Source organism: Klebsiella sp. JN_Kp127 (assembly GCF_040062505.1).
GTDB classification, from domain to species: domain Bacteria; phylum Pseudomonadota; class Gammaproteobacteria; order Enterobacterales; family Enterobacteriaceae; genus Klebsiella; species Klebsiella quasipneumoniae.
Genome location: NZ_JBEAHS010000004.1, coordinates 1 through 23,399 on the forward strand (window position 1 = coordinate 1; position 23,399 = coordinate 23,399).

Annotated in this window: 22 protein-coding genes and 1 tRNA gene; 12 read left to right on the forward strand and 11 right to left on the reverse strand. The window is 58.6% G+C overall.

Features of this window, described 5'->3' with window-relative positions; translation table 11 throughout:
• Positions 1-37 precede the first annotated feature (37 nt).
• The 4 genes from ABLV04_RS02640 to ABLV04_RS02655 all read right to left on the reverse strand — a co-directional run bounded on the left by ABLV04_RS02640 (position 38) and on the right by ABLV04_RS02655 (position 4,234).
• A tRNA-Pro gene (locus ABLV04_RS02640) sits at positions 38-114 on the reverse strand.
• A 91-nt stretch (positions 115-205) separates the two neighbouring features.
• Positions 206-1,900, reverse strand: coding sequence for a kdo(2)-lipid A phosphoethanolamine 7''-transferase (gene eptB, locus ABLV04_RS02645; RefSeq protein WP_023291311.1), 1,695 nt, complete (start codon positions 1,898-1,900; stop codon positions 206-208).
• Positions 1,901-2,142: 242 nt separating this feature from the next.
• The gene (locus ABLV04_RS02650) at positions 2,143-3,348 is read right to left on the reverse strand and encodes an MFS transporter (protein ID WP_180266210.1); all 1,206 of its coding nucleotides are present in this window, start codon (positions 3,346-3,348) and stop codon (positions 2,143-2,145) included.
• Between the two features lie 241 nt (positions 3,349-3,589).
• The gene (locus tag ABLV04_RS02655; RefSeq protein ID WP_023291313.1) at positions 3,590-4,234 is read right to left on the reverse strand and encodes a lipase; all 645 of its coding nucleotides are present in this window, start codon (positions 4,232-4,234) and stop codon (positions 3,590-3,592) included.
• A 142-nt stretch (positions 4,235-4,376) separates the two neighbouring features.
• Between ABLV04_RS02655 and tag the strand changes: the two genes are divergently transcribed.
• Positions 4,377-4,958 carry a DNA-3-methyladenine glycosylase I gene (tag, locus tag ABLV04_RS02660; protein ID WP_064158048.1) on the forward strand — a complete coding sequence of 194 codons (582 nt, stop codon included), beginning with the start codon at positions 4,377-4,379 and terminating at the stop codon, positions 4,956-4,958.
• Entirely contained in the window at positions 4,936-5,376 is a 441-nt protein-coding gene (locus ABLV04_RS02665) for an N-acetyltransferase (protein ID WP_180266209.1), read from the forward strand. Before tag ends, ABLV04_RS02665 begins: the two co-directional genes overlap by 23 nt.
• Here ABLV04_RS02665 and ABLV04_RS02670 read toward each other — a convergent pair.
• The gene (locus tag ABLV04_RS02670) at positions 5,345-7,675 is read right to left on the reverse strand and encodes a molybdopterin guanine dinucleotide-containing S/N-oxide reductase (RefSeq protein WP_180266208.1); all 2,331 of its coding nucleotides are present in this window, start codon (positions 7,673-7,675) and stop codon (positions 5,345-5,347) included. The genes ABLV04_RS02665 and ABLV04_RS02670 overlap by 32 nt on opposite strands.
• 166 nt (positions 7,676-7,841) lie before the next feature.
• Between ABLV04_RS02670 and ABLV04_RS02675 the strand changes: the two genes are divergently transcribed.
• The 6 genes from ABLV04_RS02675 (at position 7,842) to ghrB (ending at position 13,805) form a co-directional block, all read left to right on the forward strand.
• Positions 7,842-8,504, forward strand: a complete 663-nt coding sequence (locus ABLV04_RS02675; RefSeq protein WP_023291317.1) for an OmpA family lipoprotein — start codon at positions 7,842-7,844, stop codon at positions 8,502-8,504.
• A 103-nt stretch (positions 8,505-8,607) separates the two neighbouring features.
• Positions 8,608-9,624 carry a LacI family DNA-binding transcriptional regulator gene (locus tag ABLV04_RS02680; protein WP_023291318.1) on the forward strand — a complete coding sequence of 339 codons (1,017 nt, stop codon included), beginning with the start codon at positions 8,608-8,610 and terminating at the stop codon, positions 9,622-9,624.
• A 111-nt stretch (positions 9,625-9,735) separates the two neighbouring features.
• The gene (locus ABLV04_RS02685) at positions 9,736-10,485 is read left to right on the forward strand and encodes a xylose isomerase domain-containing protein (RefSeq protein ID WP_049013063.1); all 750 of its coding nucleotides are present in this window, start codon (positions 9,736-9,738) and stop codon (positions 10,483-10,485) included.
• Between the two features lie 3 nt (positions 10,486-10,488).
• Positions 10,489-11,424, forward strand: a complete 936-nt coding sequence (locus ABLV04_RS02690) for a sugar kinase (protein WP_147733967.1) — start codon at positions 10,489-10,491, stop codon at positions 11,422-11,424.
• Between the two features lie 104 nt (positions 11,425-11,528).
• Positions 11,529-12,809, forward strand: coding sequence for an MFS transporter (locus ABLV04_RS02695; protein ID WP_004205006.1), 1,281 nt, complete (start codon positions 11,529-11,531; stop codon positions 12,807-12,809).
• A gap of 24 nt (positions 12,810-12,833) precedes the next feature.
• Entirely contained in the window at positions 12,834-13,805 is a 972-nt protein-coding gene (ghrB, locus tag ABLV04_RS02700; protein WP_180266206.1) for a glyoxylate/hydroxypyruvate reductase GhrB, read from the forward strand.
• Positions 13,806-13,913: 108 nt separating this feature from the next.
• Here ghrB and ABLV04_RS02705 read toward each other — a convergent pair whose 3' ends face one another.
• Positions 13,914-14,624: a DUF3053 domain-containing protein gene (locus tag ABLV04_RS02705; RefSeq protein WP_002921929.1), complete on the reverse strand. Its 711-nt coding sequence runs from the start codon at positions 14,622-14,624 to the stop codon at positions 13,914-13,916.
• A gap of 160 nt (positions 14,625-14,784) precedes the next feature.
• On the opposite strand from ABLV04_RS02705, the gene ABLV04_RS02710 reads away from it, so the two are divergent.
• From ABLV04_RS02710 to cspA, 4 genes are all read left to right on the forward strand, one after another.
• Positions 14,785-15,072 (forward strand): hypothetical protein, encoded by a 288-nt coding sequence (locus tag ABLV04_RS02710; protein ID WP_064158052.1) that lies wholly within the window; start codon positions 14,785-14,787, stop codon positions 15,070-15,072.
• Positions 15,065-16,420: an MFS transporter gene (locus ABLV04_RS02715; RefSeq protein WP_023291321.1), complete on the forward strand. Its 1,356-nt coding sequence runs from the start codon at positions 15,065-15,067 to the stop codon at positions 16,418-16,420. Before ABLV04_RS02710 ends, ABLV04_RS02715 begins: the two co-directional genes overlap by 8 nt.
• A 244-nt stretch (positions 16,421-16,664) precedes the next feature.
• Entirely contained in the window at positions 16,665-16,955 is a 291-nt protein-coding gene (locus ABLV04_RS02720) for an HTH-type transcriptional regulator (protein ID WP_004205010.1), read from the forward strand.
• A 253-nt stretch (positions 16,956-17,208) separates the two neighbouring features.
• Positions 17,209-17,421: an RNA chaperone/antiterminator CspA gene (gene cspA / locus ABLV04_RS02725; protein WP_000014594.1), complete on the forward strand. Its 213-nt coding sequence runs from the start codon at positions 17,209-17,211 to the stop codon at positions 17,419-17,421.
• A 98-nt stretch (positions 17,422-17,519) separates the two neighbouring features.
• Here cspA and ABLV04_RS02730 read toward each other — a convergent pair whose 3' ends face one another.
• The 5 genes from ABLV04_RS02730 to ABLV04_RS02750 form a co-directional block, all read right to left on the reverse strand.
• The gene (locus tag ABLV04_RS02730) at positions 17,520-19,139 is read right to left on the reverse strand and encodes an ATP-binding cassette domain-containing protein (protein ID WP_180266205.1); all 1,620 of its coding nucleotides are present in this window, start codon (positions 19,137-19,139) and stop codon (positions 17,520-17,522) included.
• A 301-nt stretch (positions 19,140-19,440) separates the two neighbouring features.
• Positions 19,441-19,593 (reverse strand): type I toxin-antitoxin system toxin HokA, encoded by a 153-nt coding sequence (gene hokA, locus ABLV04_RS02735; protein WP_032454338.1) that lies wholly within the window; start codon positions 19,591-19,593, stop codon positions 19,441-19,443.
• A 324-nt stretch (positions 19,594-19,917) separates the two neighbouring features.
• Complete coding sequence (gene glyS, locus ABLV04_RS02740) at positions 19,918-21,987, reverse strand: glycine--tRNA ligase subunit beta (protein WP_023291325.1); 2,070 nt, start codon at positions 21,985-21,987, stop codon at positions 19,918-19,920.
• Between the two features lie 9 nt (positions 21,988-21,996).
• Positions 21,997-22,908 (reverse strand): glycine--tRNA ligase subunit alpha, encoded by a 912-nt coding sequence (gene glyQ, locus ABLV04_RS02745; protein WP_023291326.1) that lies wholly within the window; start codon positions 22,906-22,908, stop codon positions 21,997-21,999.
• 127 nt (positions 22,909-23,035) lie between these two features.
• Positions 23,036-23,335 (reverse strand): YsaB family lipoprotein, encoded by a 300-nt coding sequence (locus ABLV04_RS02750; protein ID WP_072096573.1) that lies wholly within the window; start codon positions 23,333-23,335, stop codon positions 23,036-23,038.
• Positions 23,336-23,399 lie beyond the last annotated feature (64 nt).

The following is a 23,399-nucleotide window of genomic DNA, read 5'->3' on the forward strand; positions in this document are numbered from 1 at the left end:
GCAAAAAAGCCTGCTCGTTGAGCAGGCTTTTCGAATTTGGTCGGTGATAGAGGATTCGAACCTCCGACCCCTTCGTCCCGAACGAAGTGCGCTACCAGGCTGCGCCAATCACCGAATGCGGGGCGCATCTTACTGCTGGGATGCACCCCCGTCAATGCCTTATTAGCAAAAAATCAATCAAGCGGCGAGAATCTCACCACTATTGCTATTCCTTCGCCGCTTTCTTCGAAGCCGGCACGCGACACCAGTTGTTGTTCTCATTGATCCCGCCATCCGGCGAGGTATAGCCGAGGCAGCCCATAATGGTGTCGTACAGCTCGACGTGGCGTCGCGGCACCTTCATCGCGGCCTGCTGCTGCAGATGGGCGAACGCGGCGGCATGATCGGGATTCTCCAGATATTTATCCGACATCCAGACCATCATCGGCACACGGAACTGCTCCGGCGGCGCCATCTTGCGCGGCGTACCGTGCAGATGTTCGCGCTCGTTAATCGACTCGCCATGGTCGGCGGCATAGAACACAATCGCTTTCTTATCCCGCAGCTGGTCGAGGACGCTGACGATAAAGTGATCGACATAGGTCACGCTGTTGTCGTAGGAGTTAATCAGCTCCGCTTTAGAACATTTGTTGTCGACGCCGACACACTCCGGCTTCCACTGGGCGAAGCTGCGCGGATAGCGTTGGGTATAGTTAAAGTGCGAGCCTTTAGTATGGAGGATGATCAGGTGCTTACCGGAGGCGTTGCCCTGCGCCATACCGCGCTTCATCTCATCCACCAGCAGCATATCGTCAACGCTCTTGCCGCGGTTACGCGGTTCGGCGCCAATCTGCTCGCGATAGGCGATATTGTTGGCCATCGTATTGCTGTAGAACCACATCTCACTCTGCATGGCGTACAGATTGCCGCTGAAGCCCAGTTGATGCAGCACCGCAAAGACGTTCTGCTCTTTGAGGGTCCGCTGCGGATTATCCTCTGCCCCGCCCTGACGCACAAACATGCAGCGTAACGACAGCTTGGTGGCGGTATCGCACGAGTAGCCGCGGAAGGCGACCAGATTCTTCTCTTTCGCCAGCTCTGGCGTAGTGTTGCGGCTATAGCCGAGGATGCCCATATGATCCCAGCGGGTGGTTTCGCCAATGATAAACACCACGTAGGTGTCATCGAGCCCTTCCGGGGCGACGTAGGTAAATTTCTTCGCCGGGTTAATCAGCGATTTGTTGTCTGAGGATTCATCCACCTGCGCCCAGGCGTACAGCCCCAGCGCCGACAGCCAGTTCGATGGCAGGTAGGAGTTGGCGATCACCCCGCCGTAGCTCGGCATATCCACTTCAGAATGGCGCTCTACATCGTGTTGGCGCAGCTCAAGCAGGCGGATGGGGCCCCAGACGATGAGGCCGGCCAGCACCACGATCAGCACGTTTTTAACCCGCTGACCCGGGGTACGCAGTTGGCGCAGCAGCGTATGACGGCAACGGTTGCTCCAGATAAACAGCAGCGGCGGGGCGCTCACCGCCGCCAGCCAGAGGATCAGATGCCAGCCGATGACCTCTTTCGAAAGGTCGATATCGGTGGTCATCACCGAGGCGATAATCCCGTAGCCAATCACCACGTTGAGGAACGTCATGTAATAACTGGCGGCGGCGGAAAACAGAACAATCAGCGTCGCCAGAATGCGCCAGATACGGCGGCCGAACAGCGACAGAAGACGTAACAGGAAGAAGGTGACAAAGACCGTGGCCACCAGTTCAACGACACCGGAAAGCCCTTTCCAGAAAGTGAACTCTTGAGCATAACCATCGAAACGCCGAAAAAAAACGGCGACGTTCATAAACCAGCCGATGTACAGCGCCAGCCAAAAACTAAGCTTCTGCTGCGTCATCGTTCTAATATATTTCATGCAAGCAAACCTGGAAAAAGAAGAATAAAACACCGCCTGACGCTGTGGCATGAGTCAGTAGGCTAATAGGGTGCGTTAGGGTTGGTTATCAGAAACCTCTACAAAGCGCGATAAGTAGACCACAGGGAACGGGAAAAGTATCAGGAGGGAATGTGATCCAGCCAAACATTTACAAAACATTTGGCTGGATTGGCACTATTTGCTTAGGGTATTAATCAGGGGCACGTTTCACGCTGTAGGTTTCAGGCGTGCGCCTCGCTATAGACACTGCCTTTCGGCTGACGAATGGTGGTGGAAAGCGCCAGCGAAATAATCAGCAGAGCGAAGATCACGCAGAAGGTGACGTAAAAGCCCCCGAACAGCGAAGCGATGAGGGAACCGCAGATGCTGCCGATACCAAAGCCCAGATAAATGACGCCATAGTTTTTCGCCAGGTTGTTCAGACCGAAGAATTCACTGACCAGCGACGGGAAGACGGTGATGGTTCCGCCGAAGTTAAAGGCGACGCAGGCAATCGCGGCGAAAAAGGTCATGGAATTCAGCGGAGCGAACAGCAGCGCGGCCATCCCCACCAGCGACACCACCTGACCGAGGGTGATCACGCGAATGCGGGAGATTTTATCGGACAGGATACCTAACACCAGGCGACCGCTAAGGTTAGCGATTGAGATAACCGTTACCGCATTAGCCGCCGTGGCGACATCCAGATGGACCATCCCCTGCGCGATATCTTTCGCCACGCCAATCACATACAGACCGCTCATGCAGGCCGTCAGGAACATCACCGCCAGCATCCAGTACTGCGGTTTACGCATCGATTCGGCGAGAGTAAAGTCATTTTCCACGACGCCGTTGGCCGCGGTGGTCGCCGTATGATTTGGCGCATCTTTCATCAGGGTCGCGCCAAAGACGATCATCACCAGCACGATAGCGCCCCAGATGACGAAGGTTTTTTCCAGACCGACGGTGGCCAGCAGATGAGTATCAATGAATTTGAACCCCAGGCTGCCGAGACCATAGGAACCGATGGAGAAGGCGGAAATCAGCCCTTTGCGTTCCGGGAACCACTTCACGCAGTTCGACAGGGTCAGCAGATAACCGGCGCCGTCCGCCAGCCCCACCAGCACGCCCGCGCTCAGCCACAGCATCATCAGGCTGTTGGAATGCGCGGTCAGGAAGAAGCCCAGTCCGAGCAGGATCCCGGAGGCCATGGTGACGCGCTTCACGCCGAAACGCTCCTGCAGCTTGCCGGCGACCGACGAGGAGAGCGCCAGCCCGAGGCTCAGCAGGCCAAAGGAGAAGGCGACCTGGCTGACCGGTTCGCCCAGTTTGTCAGACAGTGAACTGTTAAACAGGCTCCAGGTATAAACCGAACCGAGAGCGAATTGGGTGATGATGGTGCCGATAAGCGTAAGCCAGCGGGTCGATTGACGGTTTGCAGCGTTCATAGCAGTTGTCCTGATAAATTAACTGCCGCCACAATAGCGAAGGCCCCTCATCCAGTGGGGGAAAAAGGCATGAACTGCCATCAGCAGGGAATGAAATGCATTAATGGCGGAATGAATGGCATTGCATGACATTCATTCCGCGAATATCAGCAAAAAAGTTAGTGTGCGCTATCTCACAGAAATGCGCCATTACTGAGATTTAACAATAACCGCATCGTTTCAAACGCGTAACAATCCCCGCTCAAAAGTTGGCGCTGACCCCCATCAGATAGAGCGTATTTTCCCCCGACGGGACATTATCCGCCTGCGACAGGGTGGCCCATGCCGCCACATGCGATCCCAGCGGCATATCGGCGCCCAGGGTGACATCACTCCAGCCGCCCTCTCTGGCGCGAGTGGTCGGCGACCAGGCATCGCTGGCGAGCGACTGGTTATAGCTCACCTGAGCCCAGGGGTGCACGCCCCACAGCGACTGATAATCCATACGCCAGCCGAGCGTGTTGACATATCCCGTCTCGCCAACGCTTTTCGTCGCCGGCGCGCTGTAGTCGCTGCGCAGGCTGGCCACCGGCCCGGAGGTCATGCCGTTTGCCAGCAGATAATTCCAGCCGACGCTCATCCCACGGCTGCTGTCCGGCGGCGCCAGCCCCTGGTTTAACGCCAGTCCGCCCGGCGTTTCAGACGACTTCATCCGCTCGGCGAGGATATCTTCATAGCGTGGTTGGTGATCGCTATCCCATGTATAACGTTCCGACGTATTACTTTTTGTATCGATAGCGATATATTCCTGTTGCCAGGCATTCGCTCCAGAGACACACGATACCCAGACGGATACGCACACCGGGAACAAGAACCCCCGGAGGCCATTGCATTTCTTTATTATCATTAATGCGACTCCAGAAAAGAGCCGAATCGGCATTATTGCTGTGTTTTTTTGGGGATACGATTTCCCTGTATTAACTATTATCTTTATCTTTCAGTCGTCAAGCCGGGGCGTCCACTTTTTTAGCGCAGAGGGAGAAATAGCTATGCAGCGTTGCGGATGGGTGAGTCAGGATCCGTTATATATCGAGTATCACGATACCGAATGGGGTGTCGCGCAAAAAGCGTCCCAGCGGCTGTTTGAAATGATCTGCCTTGAAGGCCAGCAGGCCGGGTTGTCGTGGATCACGGTGTTAAAAAAACGGCAGAACTATCGCCAGGCTTTTCACCAGTTCGATCCGGTGCGCGTGGCAGCGATGGGGGACGATGATGTCGAGCGGCTGCTACAGGATACCGGGATTATCCGCCATCGGGGAAAAATCCAGGCCATTATCGGCAACGCCCGGGCGTATCTGGCGATGGAGGAAAATGGCGAGTCGTTCACTGATTTTGTCTGGTCTTTCGTCGACAATGCGCCGCAGGTCACCCGCGCGGCGACGCTGGCGGAGATCCCGACCACGACGCCGGCCTCTGATGCGCTTTCTAAAGCGTTGAAAAAACGCGGCTTTAAGTTTGTCGGTTCGACAATCTGTTACTCTTTTATGCAGGCCTGCGGGCTGGTCAACGACCATGTCACCGGCTGCTTCTGTCACCCGGGAGGTCAGGATGATCCGCAAGTGGGTCGCTAAAGATAATACACCGCTGCTGGCCCTGTGGCTGGATAGTACGATCCATGCCCATCCCTTTATCAGCGAAAGCTACTGGCGCGACAGCGTCGCGGTGGTACGGGACGTCTATCTTCCCGCCGCCAGCACCTGGGTCTGGGAGCGCGACGGAGAGCTAAAAGGCTTTGTCAGCGTGCTGGAGTCCCGCTTCGTCGGCGCGCTGTTCGTCGCGCCGGACGCCATTCGCCAGGGCATTGGCCGGGCGCTGCTGGATGAAATCAAGCAGCACTACGCCTGGCTTAGCCTTGAGGTTTATCAGAAAAACGAATCAGCGGTCAGTTTCTACCATGCGCAAGGCTTCCGCATTGAAGATTGCGCATGGCAGGACGATACTCAGCACCCCACCTGGATTATGCGCTGGCCGGCGGATCAAATGCTGTAAGCGGCAGCGCCGGGCCGGTATATTTCTCCAGCCACGCCAGGGCGGTGTTCCCGGCACAGCCGTTGCCCAGCCGGGATGTCGGGATATCTTTAGTTAAGACATTCACCGCCCCGTTTTTGCAGATGCCCGCCACCGGATCCAGGTCGGGCCACGCCCCTTCATGCAGGCATATCACCCCCGGGCGGATCCCCTCCGTCACCACCGCGCCGGCCAGCACCTGACCGCGGGCGTTCCACACCCGCACCAGATCGCCATCGGCAATCCCCCGCGCCCGGGCATCCTGCGGATGAATAGTCAACGGTTCGCGTCCGGCGACGGCATAGCGTTCGCGCAGCGCGGAGTAGTTCAGTTGACTGTGCAGACGGTGTGCCGGATGGGCCGACAGCAGCTGCAGTTGCCCCGCCTCGGCGTTGCCATGCCACTCGTCGGGCTCCAGCCACATCGGGTGCGGCGGGCAGTCGGCGTAGCCAAAGGCGGCGATGGTCGGCGAGTGGATCTCAATTTTACCGCTCGCCGTTTTCAGCGGGTTGGCCAGGGGATCGTCGCGGAAGGCGGCGAAGCGGATGAAACGGGCATTCTCCGGCGCCTCCGGCATTTCAATCAGCTGGTTAGCCTGCCAGAATTCGGCAAACGGCGGCAGCGCCACCTGCTGCTGGGCGCCGCGCCGGGCGGCCATCTGATAGAAGGTCTCCAGCCACTGCAGATCGCTCTTCCCTTCGGTAAAGCGCTCGCGGCCGCCCGCCTCCCAACGTTCGCTGAGGTCGGCAAAGACCGCGAAATCATCGCGCGCTTCACCCCGCGGGGCGACCACCTGCTTCATCGGCACCAGATGCTGATTGCTGTAGTCCCCGGTCATCGTCAGATCGTTGCGCTCAAACGAGGTGGTCGCCGGCAGAACGATATCGGCATGACGCGCGGCGGCGGTCCAGAAGCATTCGGAGATGACGATAAGCTCTGGTTTCTGCCAGGCCTGAATCAGGCGATTGGTATCCTGGTGATGAGTAAAGTTGGCGCCGCCGGCCCACCAGATAAAGCGAATATCGGGGAAGCGCCGCGCCATTCCGTTGTGCTGATACTCCGCACCCGGATGCTCCAGCGCCTCGACAATCCGCGCGACCGGGATCTTCTCCACGGCGTCCACGCCACCGGCCACGCTCCCCTGCATCGAGCCCAGCACCGCCGCGCGGCGGGTCGGGTTGCCGCCGTTGGCGAAATGGTAGGAAAGCCCAAACCCGCCCCCCGGGGTGCCAATCTGCCCCAGCATCGCGGCCAGGGTGACCAACATCCAGTGTTTCTGCTCGCCATACTGCTGGCGCTGCATGCCCCAGCCAGACATCAGCATGGTGGTGTTTTCGTGGAAAAGTTTCGCCAGTTCGCGGATCTTATCAGCTGAGACGCCGCAAATAGCCGCCGCCCAGTCGGCGGTTTTCGCCACGCCGTCGCTTTCGCCGGTCAGATAGCGGGCAAAAATCTCGTAGCCGCTGGCGCAGCGGGCAAGAAACTCGTCGTCCTGCCAGCCATTCTCCACCAGCGTATGGGCGATACCCAGCATCAACGCGACGTCGGTGCCCATATGCGGCGCGATCCACTCCATCGAATCGCCAAAGAAATCGACCGTTTCCGATCGCATCGGATCGATGCAGATCAAGCGCTTGCCGCTCTGGCGCAGCCGGTCGAACCACGGGATACCCTGCTCGTCGGAGGCGTTCCAGGCAATTTTCAGCGTGTTCAGCGGGTTGGCGCTCCACAGCACCACTACCTCGCTGTGCTCCAGCACCAGCGGCCAGCTGGTCTGCTGCTGATACACCTCATTGCCCCCCACGACGTAAGGCATGATCGCCTGCGCCGCGCCGGTGGAGTAATCCCCGAGATGGCCGGTGTAGCCGCCCGCCAGGCTCATATAGCGCTGCAGCAGGGTGGCCGCCTTATGCAGGACGCCGTTAGAACGCCAGCCGTAGGAGCCGGCAAAAATGGAGGCCGGTCCATAGCTTTCGCGGATCCGACGATGCTGGGCATCGATCAGATCCAGCGCCTGCTCCCAGCTCACCCGCACAAATTCATCCTGACCGCGGACCCCCAGGGGCTTGTCCGGAGAGGCGAGAAAGCCTTTGCGCACCATCGGGTAGCGCACGCGGGTTTTGCTGTGCACCTGGTCGCGCACCGCCGTTTGCAGCGAATTGGCAAACGGCGTCGCCAGCGCGCCGCGGGAGGAGAGGACGTTTTCCCCGTCCGTTTCCACCAGCATCGGTCCCCAGTGGGCGGCGGTTAAAATGGTTTTGGTTGCAGATGAGGTTGGCAAAGGCGGCTCCTGGTCAGCGAAGGCAGGTGTGGTGACGGCGCGATCGACGCCGTTCAATGTTATTTACAAAATGAGATGGTATGCGGGGAATTTTCTACGTATTCGCGCGTCATAATCAACCGTCACGTTCGCTGTGGCAAAGAATAAAAAGGATTAAGGACATTAAATGAAAAAACGCGTACTTATGATTGCGGCTCTGGTCAGCGGCACCCTGGCCGTTTCCGGCTGCACCACCAACCCCTATACCGGTGAGCGTGAAGCTGGCAAATCCGGTATTGGCGCAGGTATTGGCTCCTTAGTGGGCGCCGGCGTCGGCGCGCTTTCCTCCTCCAAACACGACCGCGGCAAAGGCGCGCTGATTGGCGCAGCGGCAGGCGCGGCGCTGGGCGGCGGCATTGGCTACTACATGGACGTGCAGGAAGCGAAGCTGCGCGACAAAATGCAGGGAACCGGGGTCAGCGTGACGCGAAATGGTGACAACATCGTGCTGAACATGCCGAATAACGTCACTTTCGACAGCAACAGCGCCAACCTGAAACCGGCCGGCGCCAACACCCTGACCGGCGTGGCCATGGTGCTGAAAGAGTATGAGAAAACCGCCGTTAACGTCGTCGGCTACACCGACAGCACCGGCAGTAAAGACCTGAATATGCGTCTGTCGCAGCAGCGTGCTGACAGCGTCGCCAGCGCGCTGATCACCCAGGGCGTGGCGGCCAACCGCATTCGCACCACCGGCATGGGCCCGGCGAACCCCATCGCCAGCAACAGCACGGCGGAAGGCAAGGCGCAGAACCGTCGCGTGGAAATCACCCTCAGCCCGCTGCAATAAGCGCATCCTCATGTTGCCCGGCCGCGCCTCTGCCGGGCAAAATGCTTGATATCGCTATTTTTCGCGCTAAGGTGTTGGCAGATTTTCAGCAGAGGAAGCCACCATGGCGAAAGCGGCGCGTGCAACCATTAGCGATGTGGCGAAAGCCGCAAAGACCGGCAAAACCAGCATTTCACGGTATCTTAACGGCGAGAAGCATCTGCTTTCCGACGATCTGTTATCACGTATTGAACAAGCCATTGCCGAACTCGACTACCGCCCCAGCCTGATGGCCCGCGGCCTCAAGCACGGCCGAACCCGCCTCATCGGCCTGATCATCGCCGATATCACCAACCCCTATTCGGTCAACGTCATGAGCGGCATTGAAGCAGCTTGCCGGGAAAAGGGCTTCACTCTGCTGGTGTGTAACACCAATAACGAGCTGGATCAGGAGCTGCACTACCTCGACCTGCTGCGCAGCTACCAGGTGGAAGGCATCGTCGTCAACGCGGTCGGCATGCGGGAGGATGGCCTGAACCGCCTGCAGCAGTCGGCCCTGCCGATGGTGCTGATTGACCGTAAAATTCCCGATTTCGCCTGCGATGTGGTCGGGCTTGATAACGCCCAGGCTGCCACCACCGCCACCGAACACCTGGTGGAGAAAGGCTTTGAGGCCATCCTGTTTCTTAGCGAACCGCTGGGGTCGGTCAATACCCGCCGCGAGCGCCTGAGCGCCTTCCGCGCCACGCTCACCCGCCACCACGGCGTGGTGGCCGAAAACGCCGAAGTGCAGCTCAACGACGGCGCGATGATGGACAACGTCCTGCGCCAGTTCCACGCCCGCCACCGCGGGATGCGCAAAGCGGTGATCTCCGCCAACGGCGCGCTGACGCTGCAGGTAGCCCGCGCCCTGAAGCGCGTCGGCCTGATCTGGGGCAGCGATATCGGCCTGCTGGGCTTCGACGAACTGGAGTGGGCGGAGCTGGCTGGCGTCGGCATCACCACCCTCAAACAGCCGACGTGGCAGATCGGCTACGCGGCGGTGGAACAGGTGATTCGGCGCATTGCTGGCAGTAACGACCCCATCTGCGAGCGGGTCTTCTCCGGCGAGCTTATCGTCCGCGGATCAACTTCCCGTTAACGATCCTTCGTGATGCCGATCATAAATTAAACATCTCACCCTTTCTTATGGAACCGATACCATCTAGCGTAATAAGGAGATTAAGCAACAAACGCCGGGAGTAAGAGCGCGATGGCCAGAAAAATTATTGTCGTTACCGCTGCGTATGGTAATGACCATGTTAAATCCTTAGGCGGCCAGGCCGCCGTCCTGCCGTTTATCGCCGACGCCGGCGCGGACGGCGTCGAAATCCGCCGCGAGCTGTTCAGCGCCGAAGAGCTCAACGCCCTGCCGACGCTGGCCGCCACCATTGAGCGCCACGGCCTGCTGGCCTGCTACTCCGCGCCCCAGGCGCTGTTCGCCGACAACGGCGAGCTTAACCCGCATCTCCCGACGCTGCTCGCGGAAGCGCAGACTCTTAACGCCCTGTGGCTGAAGCTATCCCTTGGCCATTTCCGCCACAACCAGCAGCTCGACGAATTGCGCGATATCCTCAGCGACAGCGGCATGGCGCTGGTGGTGGAGAATGACCAGACCGACTGCGGCCAGCTGGCGCCGATGCAGCGCTTCAAAGCCGCCTGTCGGGTCCATCAGCTGCCGATCACCTTAACGTTTGATATGGGCAACTGGCTGTGGGTCGGCGATTCGCCGGAAGAGGCCGCCCGCCATCTTGCGCCGGCGGTCAGCTATATTCATGTAAAAGCGGCGGAGCCTCATCAGGAGAAATTCCGCGCTGTGCCGCCGGATCAGGCCGCCGACCGCTGGCTGGCCCTGCTCGATAATCTTCCCGCCGACGCGCCGCGTGGAATCGAGTTTCCGCTGACTGGCCATGACCTGACGGCCGTGACCCGCCGCTACGTCAACCTGTTACGCGAGGAATAAGCCGTGGAAAATTTAGATGTCATCACCATCGGCGAAGCTATGGCCATGTTTGTCGCCACCGAAACCGGCGATCTGGCCGAGGTGGAGCATTTTATGAAACGTGTCGCCGGCGCTGAGCTGAACGTCGCCACCGGCCTGGCGCGCCTGGGTCTGAAGGTCGGCTGGGTCAGCCGCGTCGGCAACGACAGCTTTGGCCGCTTCGTACTGCAATCGCTGGCGAAAGAGGGGATCGATAGCCACGCTGTCGCCATCGACAACCGCTTCGCTACCGGTTTCCAGATGAAATCGAAAGTCGAAAATGGAACCGATCCCATTGTGGAATATTTCCGCAAAGGTTCTGCCGCCAGCCATCTGTCGCCGGACGATTTTCGCGCCGACTACTTCACCAGCGCCCGTCATCTGCACCTGAGCGGCGTGGCCGCCGCGCTCTCTGAAAGCTCATATGCGCTGCTGGAGCATGCGGCGAAGGTCATGAAAGCCGAGGGCAAAACCCTCTCTTTCGACCCCAATCTGCGGCCGGTGCTGTGGAAAAGCGAAGCCGAGATGGTGGAGAAACTCAACCGTCTCGCCTTCCAGGCTGACTGGGTTTTGCCAGGCTTAAAAGAGGGCGTCATCCTCACCGGCCAGCAGACCCCGGAGGGGATCGCCGATTTCTATCTCTCGCGCGGCGTCAAGGCGGTGGTCATTAAAACCGGCTGCGACGGCGCCTGGTTCAAGAGCGCCAGCGGCGAACAGGGAACGGTTGATGCCATTAAAGTCGAAAACGTCGTCGATACCGTCGGCGCCGGCGACGGCTTTGCCGTCGGGGTGATTAGCGCCCTGCTGGAAGGCAAAACCCTGCGTCAGGCGGTGAACCGCGGCAATAAAATCGGTTCGCTGGCCATTCAGGTCCAGGGCGACAGCGAGGGGCTGCCCACCCGCGACGCGCTGGGCGAATAACATTTATACGCAACAATAACAGCCGTCCTGTACCCTACCTGCAGCGCGGCACAGCAGCGTCCGTTTCGACGGACGTATGTCACCTCATTGACAGAGGCAAGCCTATGAATAGCTCAACAAATGCAACGAAACGCTGGTGGTACATCATGCCTATCGTGTTTATCACGTATAGCCTGGCGTACCTCGACCGCGCCAACTTCAGCTTCGCCTCCGCGGCAGGCATTACCGAAGACCTGGGCATCACCAAGGGGATCTCCTCCCTGCTGGGGGCCCTGTTCTTCCTCGGCTACTTCTTCTTCCAGATCCCCGGCGCTATCTATGCGGAGCGCCGCAGCGTTCGCAAACTGATCTTTATCTGCCTGATCCTGTGGGGCGGCTGCGCCTCCCTGACCGGGATTGTGCATAATATCCCGGCGCTGGCGGCCATTCGCTTTATCCTCGGCGTCGTCGAAGCGGCGGTGATGCCGGCGATGCTGATCTATATCAGCAACTGGTTCACCAAATCCGAGCGCTCGCGGGCCAATACCTTCCTGATCCTCGGCAACCCGGTGACGGTCCTGTGGATGTCGGTGGTCTCCGGCTACCTGATTCAGGCCTTCGGCTGGCGGGAAATGTTCATCATCGAAGGGGTGCCGGCGGTGATCTGGGCCTTCTGCTGGTGGGTGCTGGTGAAAGATAAACCGTCGCAGGTATCCTGGCTGGCGGAGAGTGAAAAAGCCGCGCTGCAGGAACAACTGGATCGTGAACAGCAGGGCATCAAAGCGGTGCGTAACTATGGCGAGGCCTTCCGCTCCCGCAACGTGATCCTGCTCTGCGCTCAGTACTTTGCCTGGAGCATCGGCGTGTACGGTTTTGTACTGTGGCTGCCGTCGATTATCCGCAGCGGCGGCGAAAATATGGGGATGGTGGAAGTGGGCTGGCTCTCTTCGGTTCCGTACCTGGCGGCGACTATCGCCATGATCGTGGTCTCCTGGGCCTCCGATAAAATGCAGAACCGTAAACTGTTCGTCTGGCCGCTGCTGCTGATTGGCGGACTGGCCTTCATCGGCTCCTGGGCGGTCGGCGCCAACCACTTCTGGGTCTCTTACACCCTGCTGGTGGTGGCTGGTGCGGCAATGTATGCGCCTTACGGCCCCTTCTTCGCCATTATTCCGGAAATGCTGCCACGCAACGTCGCCGGTGGCGCGATGGCGCTGATCAACAGCATGGGCGCCCTGGGCTCCTTCTGCGGCTCGTGGTTTGTTGGCTACCTGAACGGCGCCACCGGCAGCCCCGCAGCTTCCTATATTTTTATGGGGGTGGCGCTTTTCGCCTCAGTATGGCTGACTTTGATTGTTAAGCCTGCTAATAATCAAAACCTTCCACTTGGCGCTCATCACGCCTGAACGACTCACACTACGGAGATTCGCATGAAGCCGTCTGTCATTCTCTATAAAACGCTTCCCGACGACCTGCTACAGCGTCTGGAGGAGCACTTTTCCGTCACTCAGGTGAAAAACCTGCGGCCGGAGACCGTTTCGCAGCACGCTGAGGCCTTCGCCCAGGCTGAGGGCCTGCTGGGCTCCAGCGAAAAGGTTGACGCCGCGCTGCTGGAGAAGATGCCGAAGCTGCGTGCGACCTCCACCGTGTCCGTTGGCTATGACAACTTCGACGTCGAGGCGCTGAACGCCCGCCGGGTGCTGCTGATGCATACCCCGACCGTGCTGACCGAGACCGTCGCCGACACGATCATGGCGCTGGTGCTGAGCACCGCCCGCCGGGTGGTGGAAGTGGCGGAGCGCGTCAAAGCGGGCGAGTGGACGAAGAGCATTGGGCCAGACTGGTTCGGCACCGACGTACACCATAAAACCTTAGGTATCGTCGGCATGGGCCGCATCGGCATGGCGCTGGCGCAGCGCGCCCACTTCGGGTTCGGCATGCCGATCCTGTACAACGCGCGCCGCCAGCATCCACAGGCAGAAGAGCGCTTCAACGCCCGCTATTGCGATCTCGATACCCTGCTGCAGGAAGCCGATTTTGTCTGCCTGATCCTGCCCCTGAGCGAAGAGACCCATCATCTGTTCGGTCAGGCGCAGTTCGCCAAAATGAAATCTTCCGCCATCTTTATTAACGCCGGGCGCGGCCCGGTGGTCGATGAGCAGGCGCTGATCGCCGCCCTGCAGGCGGGGGAGATTCACGCTGCCGGCCTTGATGTCTTCGAGCACGAGCCGCTGGCTAAAGATTCGCCGCTGCTGAGCATGCCGAACGTCGTCGCGCTGCCGCATATCGGCTCCGCCACCCATGAGACGCGCTACAACATGGCGGCCTGCGCGGTGGATAACCTGATCGATGCCCTGAACGGCAAGGTCGAGAAAAACTGCGTCAATCCGCAGGTAAAATAAGCCATAAAAAAACCCGGGTAGCGGCGGCCATCGCCCTCCCCGGGTTCTTTTTGCATTCTGTCCGTCATCCAGCCCGTTCGCCGCAGTTCACGTCAGCCAGACGGGGCATTAGCGGGTGGCGTTCACCGCCGCCGTCCATGCCTGATTAAACGCCTGATGCTGCGCCGCCAGCGGCCCAATCAGCGCATTATACTGGCTGGCCTGCTGCGAGGTCGGGAACTGAATGCCGTTGGCCACAAAGCTCACCTGGGTCCCCTGCTGAGCGACAAAATCCCCCACCTGAACCAGCTGCTGGGTAAAGATCTGCGCGGCCGGGATCAGCGGCTGCAGCGCGTCGGCTGGCGCGGTGACGACCTTGGCGTATACCTGATCGAAGACCGGCTTGAGATCGTCAGCCTGCTTCAGAGCGCCATGCGCGGCATCAGCCTGCATTTTGGCATTCTGCAGCTGCTGGCTGAGCACGCCCAGCGCGCCGTTCGCCTGACGCAGCGGCTCGCGCTGGGTCATATAGTCCTGCGGAACGCGGATCGCATTGACGCTATCCACCACCGGGCGCAGACCAGCGTCCATCGCCTGGCTCACCTGCTGCGAGTAGCCGTAGATCACCGCGTAGTCAGAGACAAACGGCCCAAACTGTTTTTTCTGATCGGCGGTCAGCGTCGGCAGTCGTTCACCGCTACGCATCGCCGTATTCTGCAGGAAGTCGATAAACGCTTTGCGCTGATCGCCCTCTTTATCAAAACACCCACTCAGGCTAACCACCATTAATAAGGCCGCCATAGCCGCAAACCAGCGAGAGCAGGACTTTCCTGTCGCCATTTTTTTACTCCTTTCAGCCAAAAAAAGCGCACAAAGACACACACGTGCCAGACGCTGACAAGGATAGTCCAGCTCGGCCTCGCAGGATACCCTTTACTGCTAATCTTACGCAGGAAAAACGCCATTCCATACGCCGCTATCACCGCCTGGCGCGTCTGTTATGCGCATCACAAATATGCGCTTTAAATCAGGCCGACGCATATCACGTAACTTATTGATATTCTTTAAACAAAAAATCCATCAACCGGCGCCTCGCCCGGAAGCGGACGATAATCGCACGCTTTGGCGCGCGCCCGGATTGCCTGGTCAGCGCTTCAATGATTTGATGAATGAGCGATTAACGGCGATGCGTTCGATTATCGCACAAATCAAACTCAATGACGCGAAGGCGACGATAATAACAAACCTCTGTCCCTCGCTCAGTCTGCCAGGAAAGCCGTATGACTAAGACAACCATCGACATTCAGGCCTTTATCAACGAGCACCCCTTCACCCGCTACCAGTGGATGATCCTCGCGCTCTGCTTCATCACCGTCGCGATGGACGGGTTCGACACCGCGATCATCGGATTCATCGCCTCCGACCTGGTCCAGGAGTGGGGCGTGGAAAAATCCGCCCTCGGCCCGGTGATGAGCGCCGCGCTGGTGGGCCTGGCCGTCGGCGCGTTAACCGCGGGACCGCTGGCTGATCGTATCGGCCGCAAGAAAGTGCTGATTATGTCGATCGTGGTGTTCGGCGGATTCAGCCTGCTCACCGCCTTTGCCACCAGCCTTAACCAACTGACGCTGCTGCGCTTTCTGACCGGCCTGGGCCTTGGCGCAGCGATGCCCAATGCCGCCACGTTAATGAGCGAATATGCGCCGGAGCGCCGTCGGGCGCTGCTGGTGAACCTGATGTTCGTCGGCTTTCCGATGGGATCGTCGCTGGGCGGCTTTTTATCCGCCTGGATGATCCCGCACTATGGCTGGCAGAGCGTGCTGGTGCTGGGCGGCGTGATGCCTCTCCTGCTGGCGGTGGCTTTAATTTTCCTGCTGCCGGAGTCCGCCCGCTATCTGGTGGTGAAGCGTCAGCCGGCGCAGCGCATTGCCGCCATCCTGCGGCGTATCGCGCCGCTGCCGGAGGCGGTGGAATTTGAGCTGCGCGAAGCAGGCCAGGTGAAAGAGAAGTCGGCTATCGGCGTCATTTTCTCCCCGCGCTACGCAGTGGGTACCGTGATGCTGTGCCTGACCTACTTCATGGGTCTGCTGATCTTCTATCTCCTGACCAGCTGGCTGCCGCTGCTGATCCGTGAAACCGGCGCATCGATGAGTCAGGCCTCAATTATCACCGCTCTGTTCCCGCTCGGCGGCGGAATTGGCGTGCTGATCCTCGGCGCCCTGATGGACAAGATCAACCCCAATAAGGTAGTGGCCGTCGGCTGGCTGCTGACCGGCGTTTTCGTCTGTCTGGTCGGCTTCTCCACCAGCAGCCTGGCGCTGATGGGAGTGATGGTGTTTATCGCCGGCAGTATTATGAACGGCGCGCAGTCGTCGATGCCGGCGCTGGCGGCAGGCTTCTACCCGACGCAAGGGCGCGCCACCGGCGTCGCCTGGATGCTGGGTATCGGCCGCTTCGGCGGGATCCTCGGTGCGTTCAGCGGCGCCTTCCTGATGCAGGCCCAGCTCTCTTTTGAGACCATTTTCACTCTGCTGGCCATCCCGGCGTTCCTGTCAGCCATCGCGCTGCTGATTAAATACCGGGTCAGTAAATCAGCGCCCGTGGCGACAGAGGACGCGAGAGGTCTGCAGAAAGCCTGATCGATAAGCCGGCGGCCCGCGCCGGCTTTGCCGCTTTTTTCTTATCCGTTTACAAAAATTTTCGAAGCCACGCCATCGCGTTAGTAATCATTCTCTTAGGCCCCGTTGCCGTTTGGCTGACGGGGCCGATTCGATAACCTGCTGGCAAATAATCACGGACGTTACCATCCTTTACGCCTTTTTCTGACTATTCTTAAAGAGCTTTAGAAAAATCTCTTCCGCTGTGTGATAAAAGGAGTTCTCAATGGAATATAAAGATCCCGTGTTTGAACTGCTGAGCAGCCTGGAACACATCGTTTTTAAGGACGATAATCAGACACTTACCTCAAACCGTAAGTCCACTGTGTTTAGTGAATTTGAACAGCTGCGTAAAGGCACTGGACTTAAGATTGACGACTTCGCCAACGCCATGGGCGTGAGCGTCGCCATGGTAAGAGAGTGGGAGTCGAGACGGGTAAGACCGTCCCCCACAGAGCTGAAATTAATGCGCCTGATTCAGGCCAATCCGCAGCTTTCAAGACAGTTACTCGATTAATCCAGCGCGCAGCGGCAAGGGCCAGTAAGGGAGCTTTTGCCGCTGCGCCGTAAAAAAAAAGTTTGCTATCAGGTGCTGAACGTGCGTTAATGCTCGCAGGTTTGATGTACAGACCACAGAGCAGTCGAATAGAGCAGTCCTTCTAAGGTTATCCAAAGATACCCCCGTAGTGAACTTTCCCTTTATCGCTTTAAATCTGTAGTCCAGACCGCTACGCCGCAAGGCTCACTTATTTTTTTAAAGGTAATTCACTATGTCCGGTAAAATGACTGGTATCGTAAAATGGTTCAACGCTGACAAAGGCTTCGGCTTCATCACTCCTGACGATGGCTCTAAAGACGTGTTCGTACACTTCTCTGCTATCCAGAACGATGGCTACAAATCCCTGGATGAAGGTCAGAAAGTCTCCTTCACCATCGAAAGCGGCGCTAAAGGCCCGGCAGCTGGCAACGTAACTTCTCTGTAAGTTCAAGCCGCTAAGAATCGAGAATCCCTGCCTGATGGCGGGGATTTTTTTTATCTGTCGCCAGCCGCCGCCAGCATACGATGGCGGCTGCCGGGCATTCAGAGTCGGGTATAGTGCCAGCCCGTTTCCCCCCACGTCAGGCTGTGGGTGAGTTTCAACCCCTGCAGAAACGCCTCGTCATGCGACACCACCACCAACGCGCCGGGAAACGTCGCCAGCGCACACTCAATGGCCTGTGTCGACGCTAAATCGAGATGGTTGGTCGGCTCATCGAGCAACAGCAGCTGGGCAGGATCGCGTCGCCAGAGCACGCAGGCCAGGGCCGCTTTCAGGCGTTCGCCGCCGCTGAGCGCCGCCAGCGGCAGGTTGACCTTATCGGCGCCCAGCTGCAGCTGCGCCAGACGGGTCCGCAGCAGCCCCTCATCCAGCGGAGTATCTTCCAGGCTCAGATGCGTTATCACCGATAACGACAGATCCAGCTGCGTCAGATGTTGATCCAGATAAGCGGCGCTCACCGACAGCCGGACATCGCCTGAGGCGGCCTGCTCCAGCCCCAGCAGCGTTTTCAGCAAGGTAGTTTTGCCGCAGCCGTTCGGCCCTCGCAGCGCGACGCGCATCGGACCATCCATGCGCCAGTCCAGCGGCGCAGCGGGGGAATGGGCGAGCTGCAATGCTTCCACGACCAGCACCTGCTTGCCCGCCGCCACTTCGCTGCCTGGCAGGGTGAACATCACCGGCGTATCCTCTTCCACCCGCTCTCGCGCCTGCTGCACAGCGCCATTCAGGCTGCTGTTCTGTTCACGATGCTGACGGCGCAGCGTTCCCGGACGCTCTTTTGCCGCGCCTTTGTACTTCACGCGTTCGAAAGAGGCGATATTCAGGGTATCAACGGTACGCAGTGTCTGCGCCGAGCGCCGCTGGGCAGCATCATGCTCTTTTTGCATTCGCGCGCGGGTGCGTCGCCGCTCGGTCGTCGCATGGTCCAGCGCCGCGCGCGCGGCCTGCTGCTCCGCCTCGCGCTGCCGCTGATATTCGTCATAGCTGCCGCCGTAGCTGCGCAGCGCCGTCGGCGTCAGCTCGATGATCCTCGGCATCCGCGCCAGCAGTTGACGATCGTGGCTGGCGATCAAAGCTCCGCCGTGCCAGTTTTCCAGTTGCTGATAGAGCCACTCTCGCCCCTCACTGTCCAGATGGTTGGTGGGCTCATCCAGCAGCAGATAATCGGCGCTCGAAACAAAGGCGCCGCACAGCAGGGCCTTCATCCGCTCGCCGCCGCTGAGTGAAAAAGCGGGACGATCGGCAGAGAACGGCGGGAGACCGGCATCACGGAAAGCTAAACTCAGCCGATCGGGGAGATCCCAGTGGCCATCCAATAGCTCGAAATCGTCGGCCAGTCCATGACCCTGTTCAAGGCGGTACAAGGCGTCAAAGACCGGCGCATAGCCCAGCAGCGTAGCGAGGGTGGTCTCCAGCGTAAGCGTCGGCTGCTGCGCCACCCAGGCAATGGAAGCCGCGCGCTCGATATGGCCACCGGCAGGAGAATCAAGGCCCGCCAGCAGGCGCAACAGACGCGACTTACCGACGCCGTTCCGGCCGACCAGACCGCAAAGGGACGGTTCCAGCGAGACGCTGAGAGGACCAAACAGGGTCTGCCCCGTCGCAAACTGACAGGTGACCTGATGTAAAACAAAAGCGGGGATGTGGGCGCAATGAGCCATAAGCACTCCTGAATGAAATCAATACTCCCCTACCCGCAACGTCTGCGAGGTAAGGCGTGAAGTTCATCAGTCGTGTTTGTTCATTTGTAGGGCGCGCTCCAGTGAGACGAGGGATTCGTCGGGGCATAGGATAGCCACACTCCGCTATGAATTTCAAGCCCGTTTAATTCAACAATCGTTTAAAAATAAAAAGGCCTCCTGATATCAGGAGGCAAATGATTTATTTGGTGAACAATGAAAGGGTGCATTGAGAATGCCTGACACTGCAAGCATAGTGGGGATAGATCCCCGCCAGATGCTCTTACTGTTTACTATCACAGGCTAAGAATGCCACCAGCTCACTATTTCCCTGCCTGAGCTGTAATTCACATAGCGAATCACGAACCATCCAGGTCAATAATAAAACAGTGAAGCAAATCACTATTAAGCCAAACAACAGATACTTTCGCGACACTCCTCGCCTACCGTGTTGATTTTCAACAAGTAAGAGGCTACGCTTATGGTGTTCATGCATTAGGGGAGCCTCACTTTGATGACTATCAGGTGGGGCTTTTCTCTGTCTGTCTCCCGCTGAATACCTGAGACACACAGTCTCAAGCACCCGCCGCCATTCTAGCGTAAATAACTTGCGGAATTATGTTTATATATTCTTAAAATATTTTTTATTGATCAATGCAAATAATGAAAATATCAATACCTGAATTATTATCGGTTCGACTACTTATATTTCAGGTATAAAAAACCTGCCCTGAGGCAGGTTTTTTTATTACCGATACGCTTACTGCAGCAGAGAAATATCCGCTACCTGCAGGAACAGTTCACGCAGTTTGGACAGCAGCGTCAGACGGTTGATGCGGACATCTTTGTCTTCGGCGTTGACCATCACGTTTTCGAAGAACTCATCCACCGGCTCGCGCAGGGCGGCCAGCTCAATCAGCGCATCCTGATAGCGGCCTGCGGCGAAGTACGGCTGCAGCTTGTCGCGCAGCACCACCAGATTGCCCGCCAGCTTAATTTCCGCCGCTTCTTTCAGCACGGAAGCGTGAACGATGTCGTTCAGCGTCTCGTCGGATTTCGCGAGGATGTTGGAGACACGTTTGTTCGCCGCCGCCAGCGCAGAGGACTCTTCCAGGGTACGGAAGTGCGATACGGCTTTCATGCGCGCATCGAAATCCGCCGGGCGGGTTGGACGACGCGCCAGTACCGCCTGGATAGTGTCGACGCCGTAGCCTTCGTCCTGATACCAGGCGCGGAAGCGGCCCAGCATAAAGTCGATCACGTCATCAACCACGTTGGCGTTGGTCAGCTTCTCACCGTACAGACGCACCGCTTCTTCGGTCAGCGTTTGCAGATCGAGGTTCAGGTTCTTCTCGACGATGATACGCAGGACGCCCAGCGCGGCGCGGCGCAGCGCAAACGGGTCTTTATCGCCTTTCGGGTGCTGGCCGATACCGAAGATACCCGCGAGGGTGTCCATCTTATCGGCAATCGCCACCGCGCAGGCCACCGGGTTAGACGGCAGCGCGTCGCCGGCAAAGCGCGGCTGATACTGTTCGTTCAGCGCCACGGCCACATCTTCCGCTTCGCCATCGTGGCGCGCGTAGTGCATCCCCATCACGCCCTGGGTGTCGGTGAACTCGAAGACCATGTTGGTCATCAGGTCGCACTTGGACAGCAGGCCCGCGCGGGTCGCGTGGTTCACGTCAGCGCCAATCTGCTCGGCAATCCAGCCCGCCAGCGCCTGAATGCGATCGGTCTTGTCGCGCAGCGTACCCAGCTGCTGCTGGAACAGCACGGTTTCCAGACGCGGCAGGTTGTCTTCCAGACGTTTTTTACGGTCGGTGTTGAAGAAGAACTCGGCGTCGGCCAGACGCGGACGGACCACCTTCTCGTTACCGGAGATGATCTGCTGCGGATCTTTCGACTCGATGTTGGCGACGAAGATGAAGTTCGGCAGCAGCTTACCGGCGTTGTCGTAAACCGGGAAGTACTTCTGGTCGCCCTTCATGGTGTAAACCAGCGCTTCAGACGGCACCGCGAGGAATTTTTCTTCGAACTTCGCCGTCAGCACCACCGGCCATTCCACCAGCGAGGTGACTTCTTCCAGCAGGCTTTCGCTCAGATCGGCTTGACCGCCAATCTTACGCGCCGCCTCTTCCGCATCGGCTTTGATTTTGGCTTTACGCTGTTCGTAATCGGCGATGACTTTACCGCGCTCCAGCAGGATCTGCGGGTACTGGTCGGCATGGTCGATGGTGAATTCCGGCTCGCCCATAAAGCGATGGCCGCGGATCACGCGATCGGACGGGATACCGAGGATAGTAGCCGGGATCACCTTGTCGCCCAGCAGCAGCGTGACGGTGTGAACCGGGCGCACGAAGTGGACGTCAGACGCGCCCCAGCGCATCAGTTTCGGGATCGGCAGCTTCGCCAGCGAGCTGGCAATCATGTTCGGCAGCAGCGCTTCGGTGCTTTCGCCCTTCACATGGGCGCGATACAGCAGCCACTCGCCTTTGTCCGTAGTCAGACGTTCGGCCTGATCGACGGTAATACCGCAGCCGCGCGCCCAGCCTTCGGCCGCTTTGCTTGGCTTGCCTTCGGCATCGAACGCCTGGGCAACGGCCGGGCCGCGTTTTTCCACTTCGCGATCGGCTTGCGCCGCCGCCAGGTTGGCCACCTTCAGCGCCAGACGACGCGGGGCGGCAAACCATTCCACTTTACCGTGCGCGAGGCCGGCGTTATCCAGCTCCGCGGTCACGTTCGCAGCAAAAGATTCCGCCAGGCTGCGCAGCGCTTTTGGTGGCAGCTCTTCAGTGCCGATTTCCACCAGAAAAGTATTCTCAGACATGGCCGCCTCTTATTTATTCTTGTTGCACATCGGGAAGCCGAGCGCTTCACGGGAAGCGTAGTACGCTTCCGCCACTGCTTTCGTCAGGGTGCGAATGCGCAGGATATAGCGCTGACGCTCGGTGACGGAGATGGCTTTACGCGCATCCAGCAGGTTGAAGCTGTGAGCCGCTTTCAGAATGCGCTCGTAGGCCGGCAGCGGCAGCGGGGTCTCCAGCGCCAGCAGATGCTGGGCCTCTTTCTCATACTGCTCGAAGCAGGAGAAGAGGAAATCGACGTCGGCGTATTCGAAGTTATAGGTGGACTGCTCCACTTCGTTCTGGTGGAACACGTCGCCGTAAGTGGTTTTACCCAGCGGGCCATCGCTCCAGACCAGGTCGTAGACGCTGTCGACGCCCTGGATGTACATCGCCAGACGCTCCAGGCCGTAGGTGATCTCGCCGGTCACCGGCTTACACTCCAGGCCGCCCACCTGCTGGAAGTAAGTGAACTGCGTCACTTCCATGCCGTTGAGCCACACTTCCCAACCCAGACCCCAGGCCCCCAGCGTCGGGTTTTCCCAGTTGTCTTCGACGAAGCGAATGTCGTGAATGGTCGGGTCCATACCCAGCTCTTTCAGCGACCCGAGGTACAGCTCCTGGATGTTGTCCGGAGAAGGCTTAATCACCACCTGGAACTGATAGTAATGCTGTAAACGGTTCGGGTTTTCGCCATAGCGGCCATCGGTTGGACGACGGGAAGGCTGTACGTAGGCGGTCGCCATCGGCTCCGGTCCTAACGCGCGCAGGCAGGTCATCGGGTGAGAGGTGCCGGCGCCGACTTCCATGTCCAGTGGTTGAACAATGGTGCAGCCCTGACGAGCCCAGTAATCCTGTAAGGTCAGGATCAGGCCCTGGAAGGTCCTGGTATCAAACTTTTGCATATGATTTCGTGCTGGATACGTGTGGATTTAAAGGAAGGAGTCAGTATACCCGCTGGCTGCGAGATATACAGTACGAAACGGCGTAGTTTCAGGAAAACGGACGAAATTTACGCCAGGCGGGGTCGATTCAGCGCATCGAAAGATGCATAAACTGGCCGTCGGGGTCAAAGGAACAGATGAAACGTTCATTCTTGCCGGTACGACCCGACAGCTCATAGCTCGCCTGGAATTGTTCAAGATGGTTCACGTCAACTAACTGCGTTTGCGTGTTATAGCGGATAGCGGCCTGATCCTTGCAAAGCTGCGCCATATTGAGCGTAGTTTGCGGTGTAATATGCGCGCGCTGCGCCTTTTGCGCCGGCGGGGAAACGGTCTCGCTGCAGCCCGCAAGGAGCAGCGCCAGCATTATGGAAACGACACCTTTCACTACGTTCTCCTCCACCGCCTTGTCAGCAAGTTGTTATCGCAAAGATCCAGTATTACAGGTATTT

What these genes read in the sequence shown, in the direction of transcription:
- eptB (WP_023291311.1), bottom strand. Translation starts at nt 1,900, where the DNA reads ATGAAATATATTAGAACGATGACGCAGCAGAAGCTTAGTTTTTGGCTG.
- ABLV04_RS02650 (WP_180266210.1), bottom strand. Translation starts at nt 3,348, where the DNA reads ATGAACGCTGCAAACCGTCAATCGACCCGCTGGCTTACGCTTATCGGC.
- ABLV04_RS02655 (WP_023291313.1), bottom strand. Translation starts at nt 4,234, where the DNA reads ATGATAATAAAGAAATGCAATGGCCTCCGGGGGTTCTTGTTCCCGGTG.
- tag (WP_064158048.1), top strand. Translation starts at nt 4,377, where the DNA reads ATGCAGCGTTGCGGATGGGTGAGTCAGGATCCGTTATATATCGAGTAT.
- ABLV04_RS02665 (WP_180266209.1), top strand. Translation starts at nt 4,936, where the DNA reads ATGATCCGCAAGTGGGTCGCTAAAGATAATACACCGCTGCTGGCCCTG.
- ABLV04_RS02675 (WP_023291317.1), top strand. Translation starts at nt 7,842, where the DNA reads ATGAAAAAACGCGTACTTATGATTGCGGCTCTGGTCAGCGGCACCCTG.
- ABLV04_RS02680 (WP_023291318.1), top strand. Translation starts at nt 8,608, where the DNA reads ATGGCGAAAGCGGCGCGTGCAACCATTAGCGATGTGGCGAAAGCCGCA.
- ABLV04_RS02685 (WP_049013063.1), top strand. Translation starts at nt 9,736, where the DNA reads ATGGCCAGAAAAATTATTGTCGTTACCGCTGCGTATGGTAATGACCAT.
- ABLV04_RS02695 (WP_004205006.1), top strand. Translation starts at nt 11,529, where the DNA reads ATGAATAGCTCAACAAATGCAACGAAACGCTGGTGGTACATCATGCCT.
- ghrB (WP_180266206.1), top strand. Translation starts at nt 12,834, where the DNA reads ATGAAGCCGTCTGTCATTCTCTATAAAACGCTTCCCGACGACCTGCTA.
- ABLV04_RS02705 (WP_002921929.1), bottom strand. Translation starts at nt 14,624, where the DNA reads ATGGCGACAGGAAAGTCCTGCTCTCGCTGGTTTGCGGCTATGGCGGCC.
- ABLV04_RS02710 (WP_064158052.1), top strand. Translation starts at nt 14,785, where the DNA reads ATGCGCATCACAAATATGCGCTTTAAATCAGGCCGACGCATATCACGT.
- ABLV04_RS02715 (WP_023291321.1), top strand. Translation starts at nt 15,065, where the DNA reads ATGACTAAGACAACCATCGACATTCAGGCCTTTATCAACGAGCACCCC.
- ABLV04_RS02720 (WP_004205010.1), top strand. Translation starts at nt 16,665, where the DNA reads ATGGAATATAAAGATCCCGTGTTTGAACTGCTGAGCAGCCTGGAACAC.
- cspA (WP_000014594.1), top strand. Translation starts at nt 17,209, where the DNA reads ATGTCCGGTAAAATGACTGGTATCGTAAAATGGTTCAACGCTGACAAA.
- ABLV04_RS02730 (WP_180266205.1), bottom strand. Translation starts at nt 19,139, where the DNA reads ATGGCTCATTGCGCCCACATCCCCGCTTTTGTTTTACATCAGGTCACC.
- glyS (WP_023291325.1), bottom strand. Translation starts at nt 21,987, where the DNA reads ATGTCTGAGAATACTTTTCTGGTGGAAATCGGCACTGAAGAGCTGCCA.
- glyQ (WP_023291326.1), bottom strand. Translation starts at nt 22,908, where the DNA reads ATGCAAAAGTTTGATACCAGGACCTTCCAGGGCCTGATCCTGACCTTA.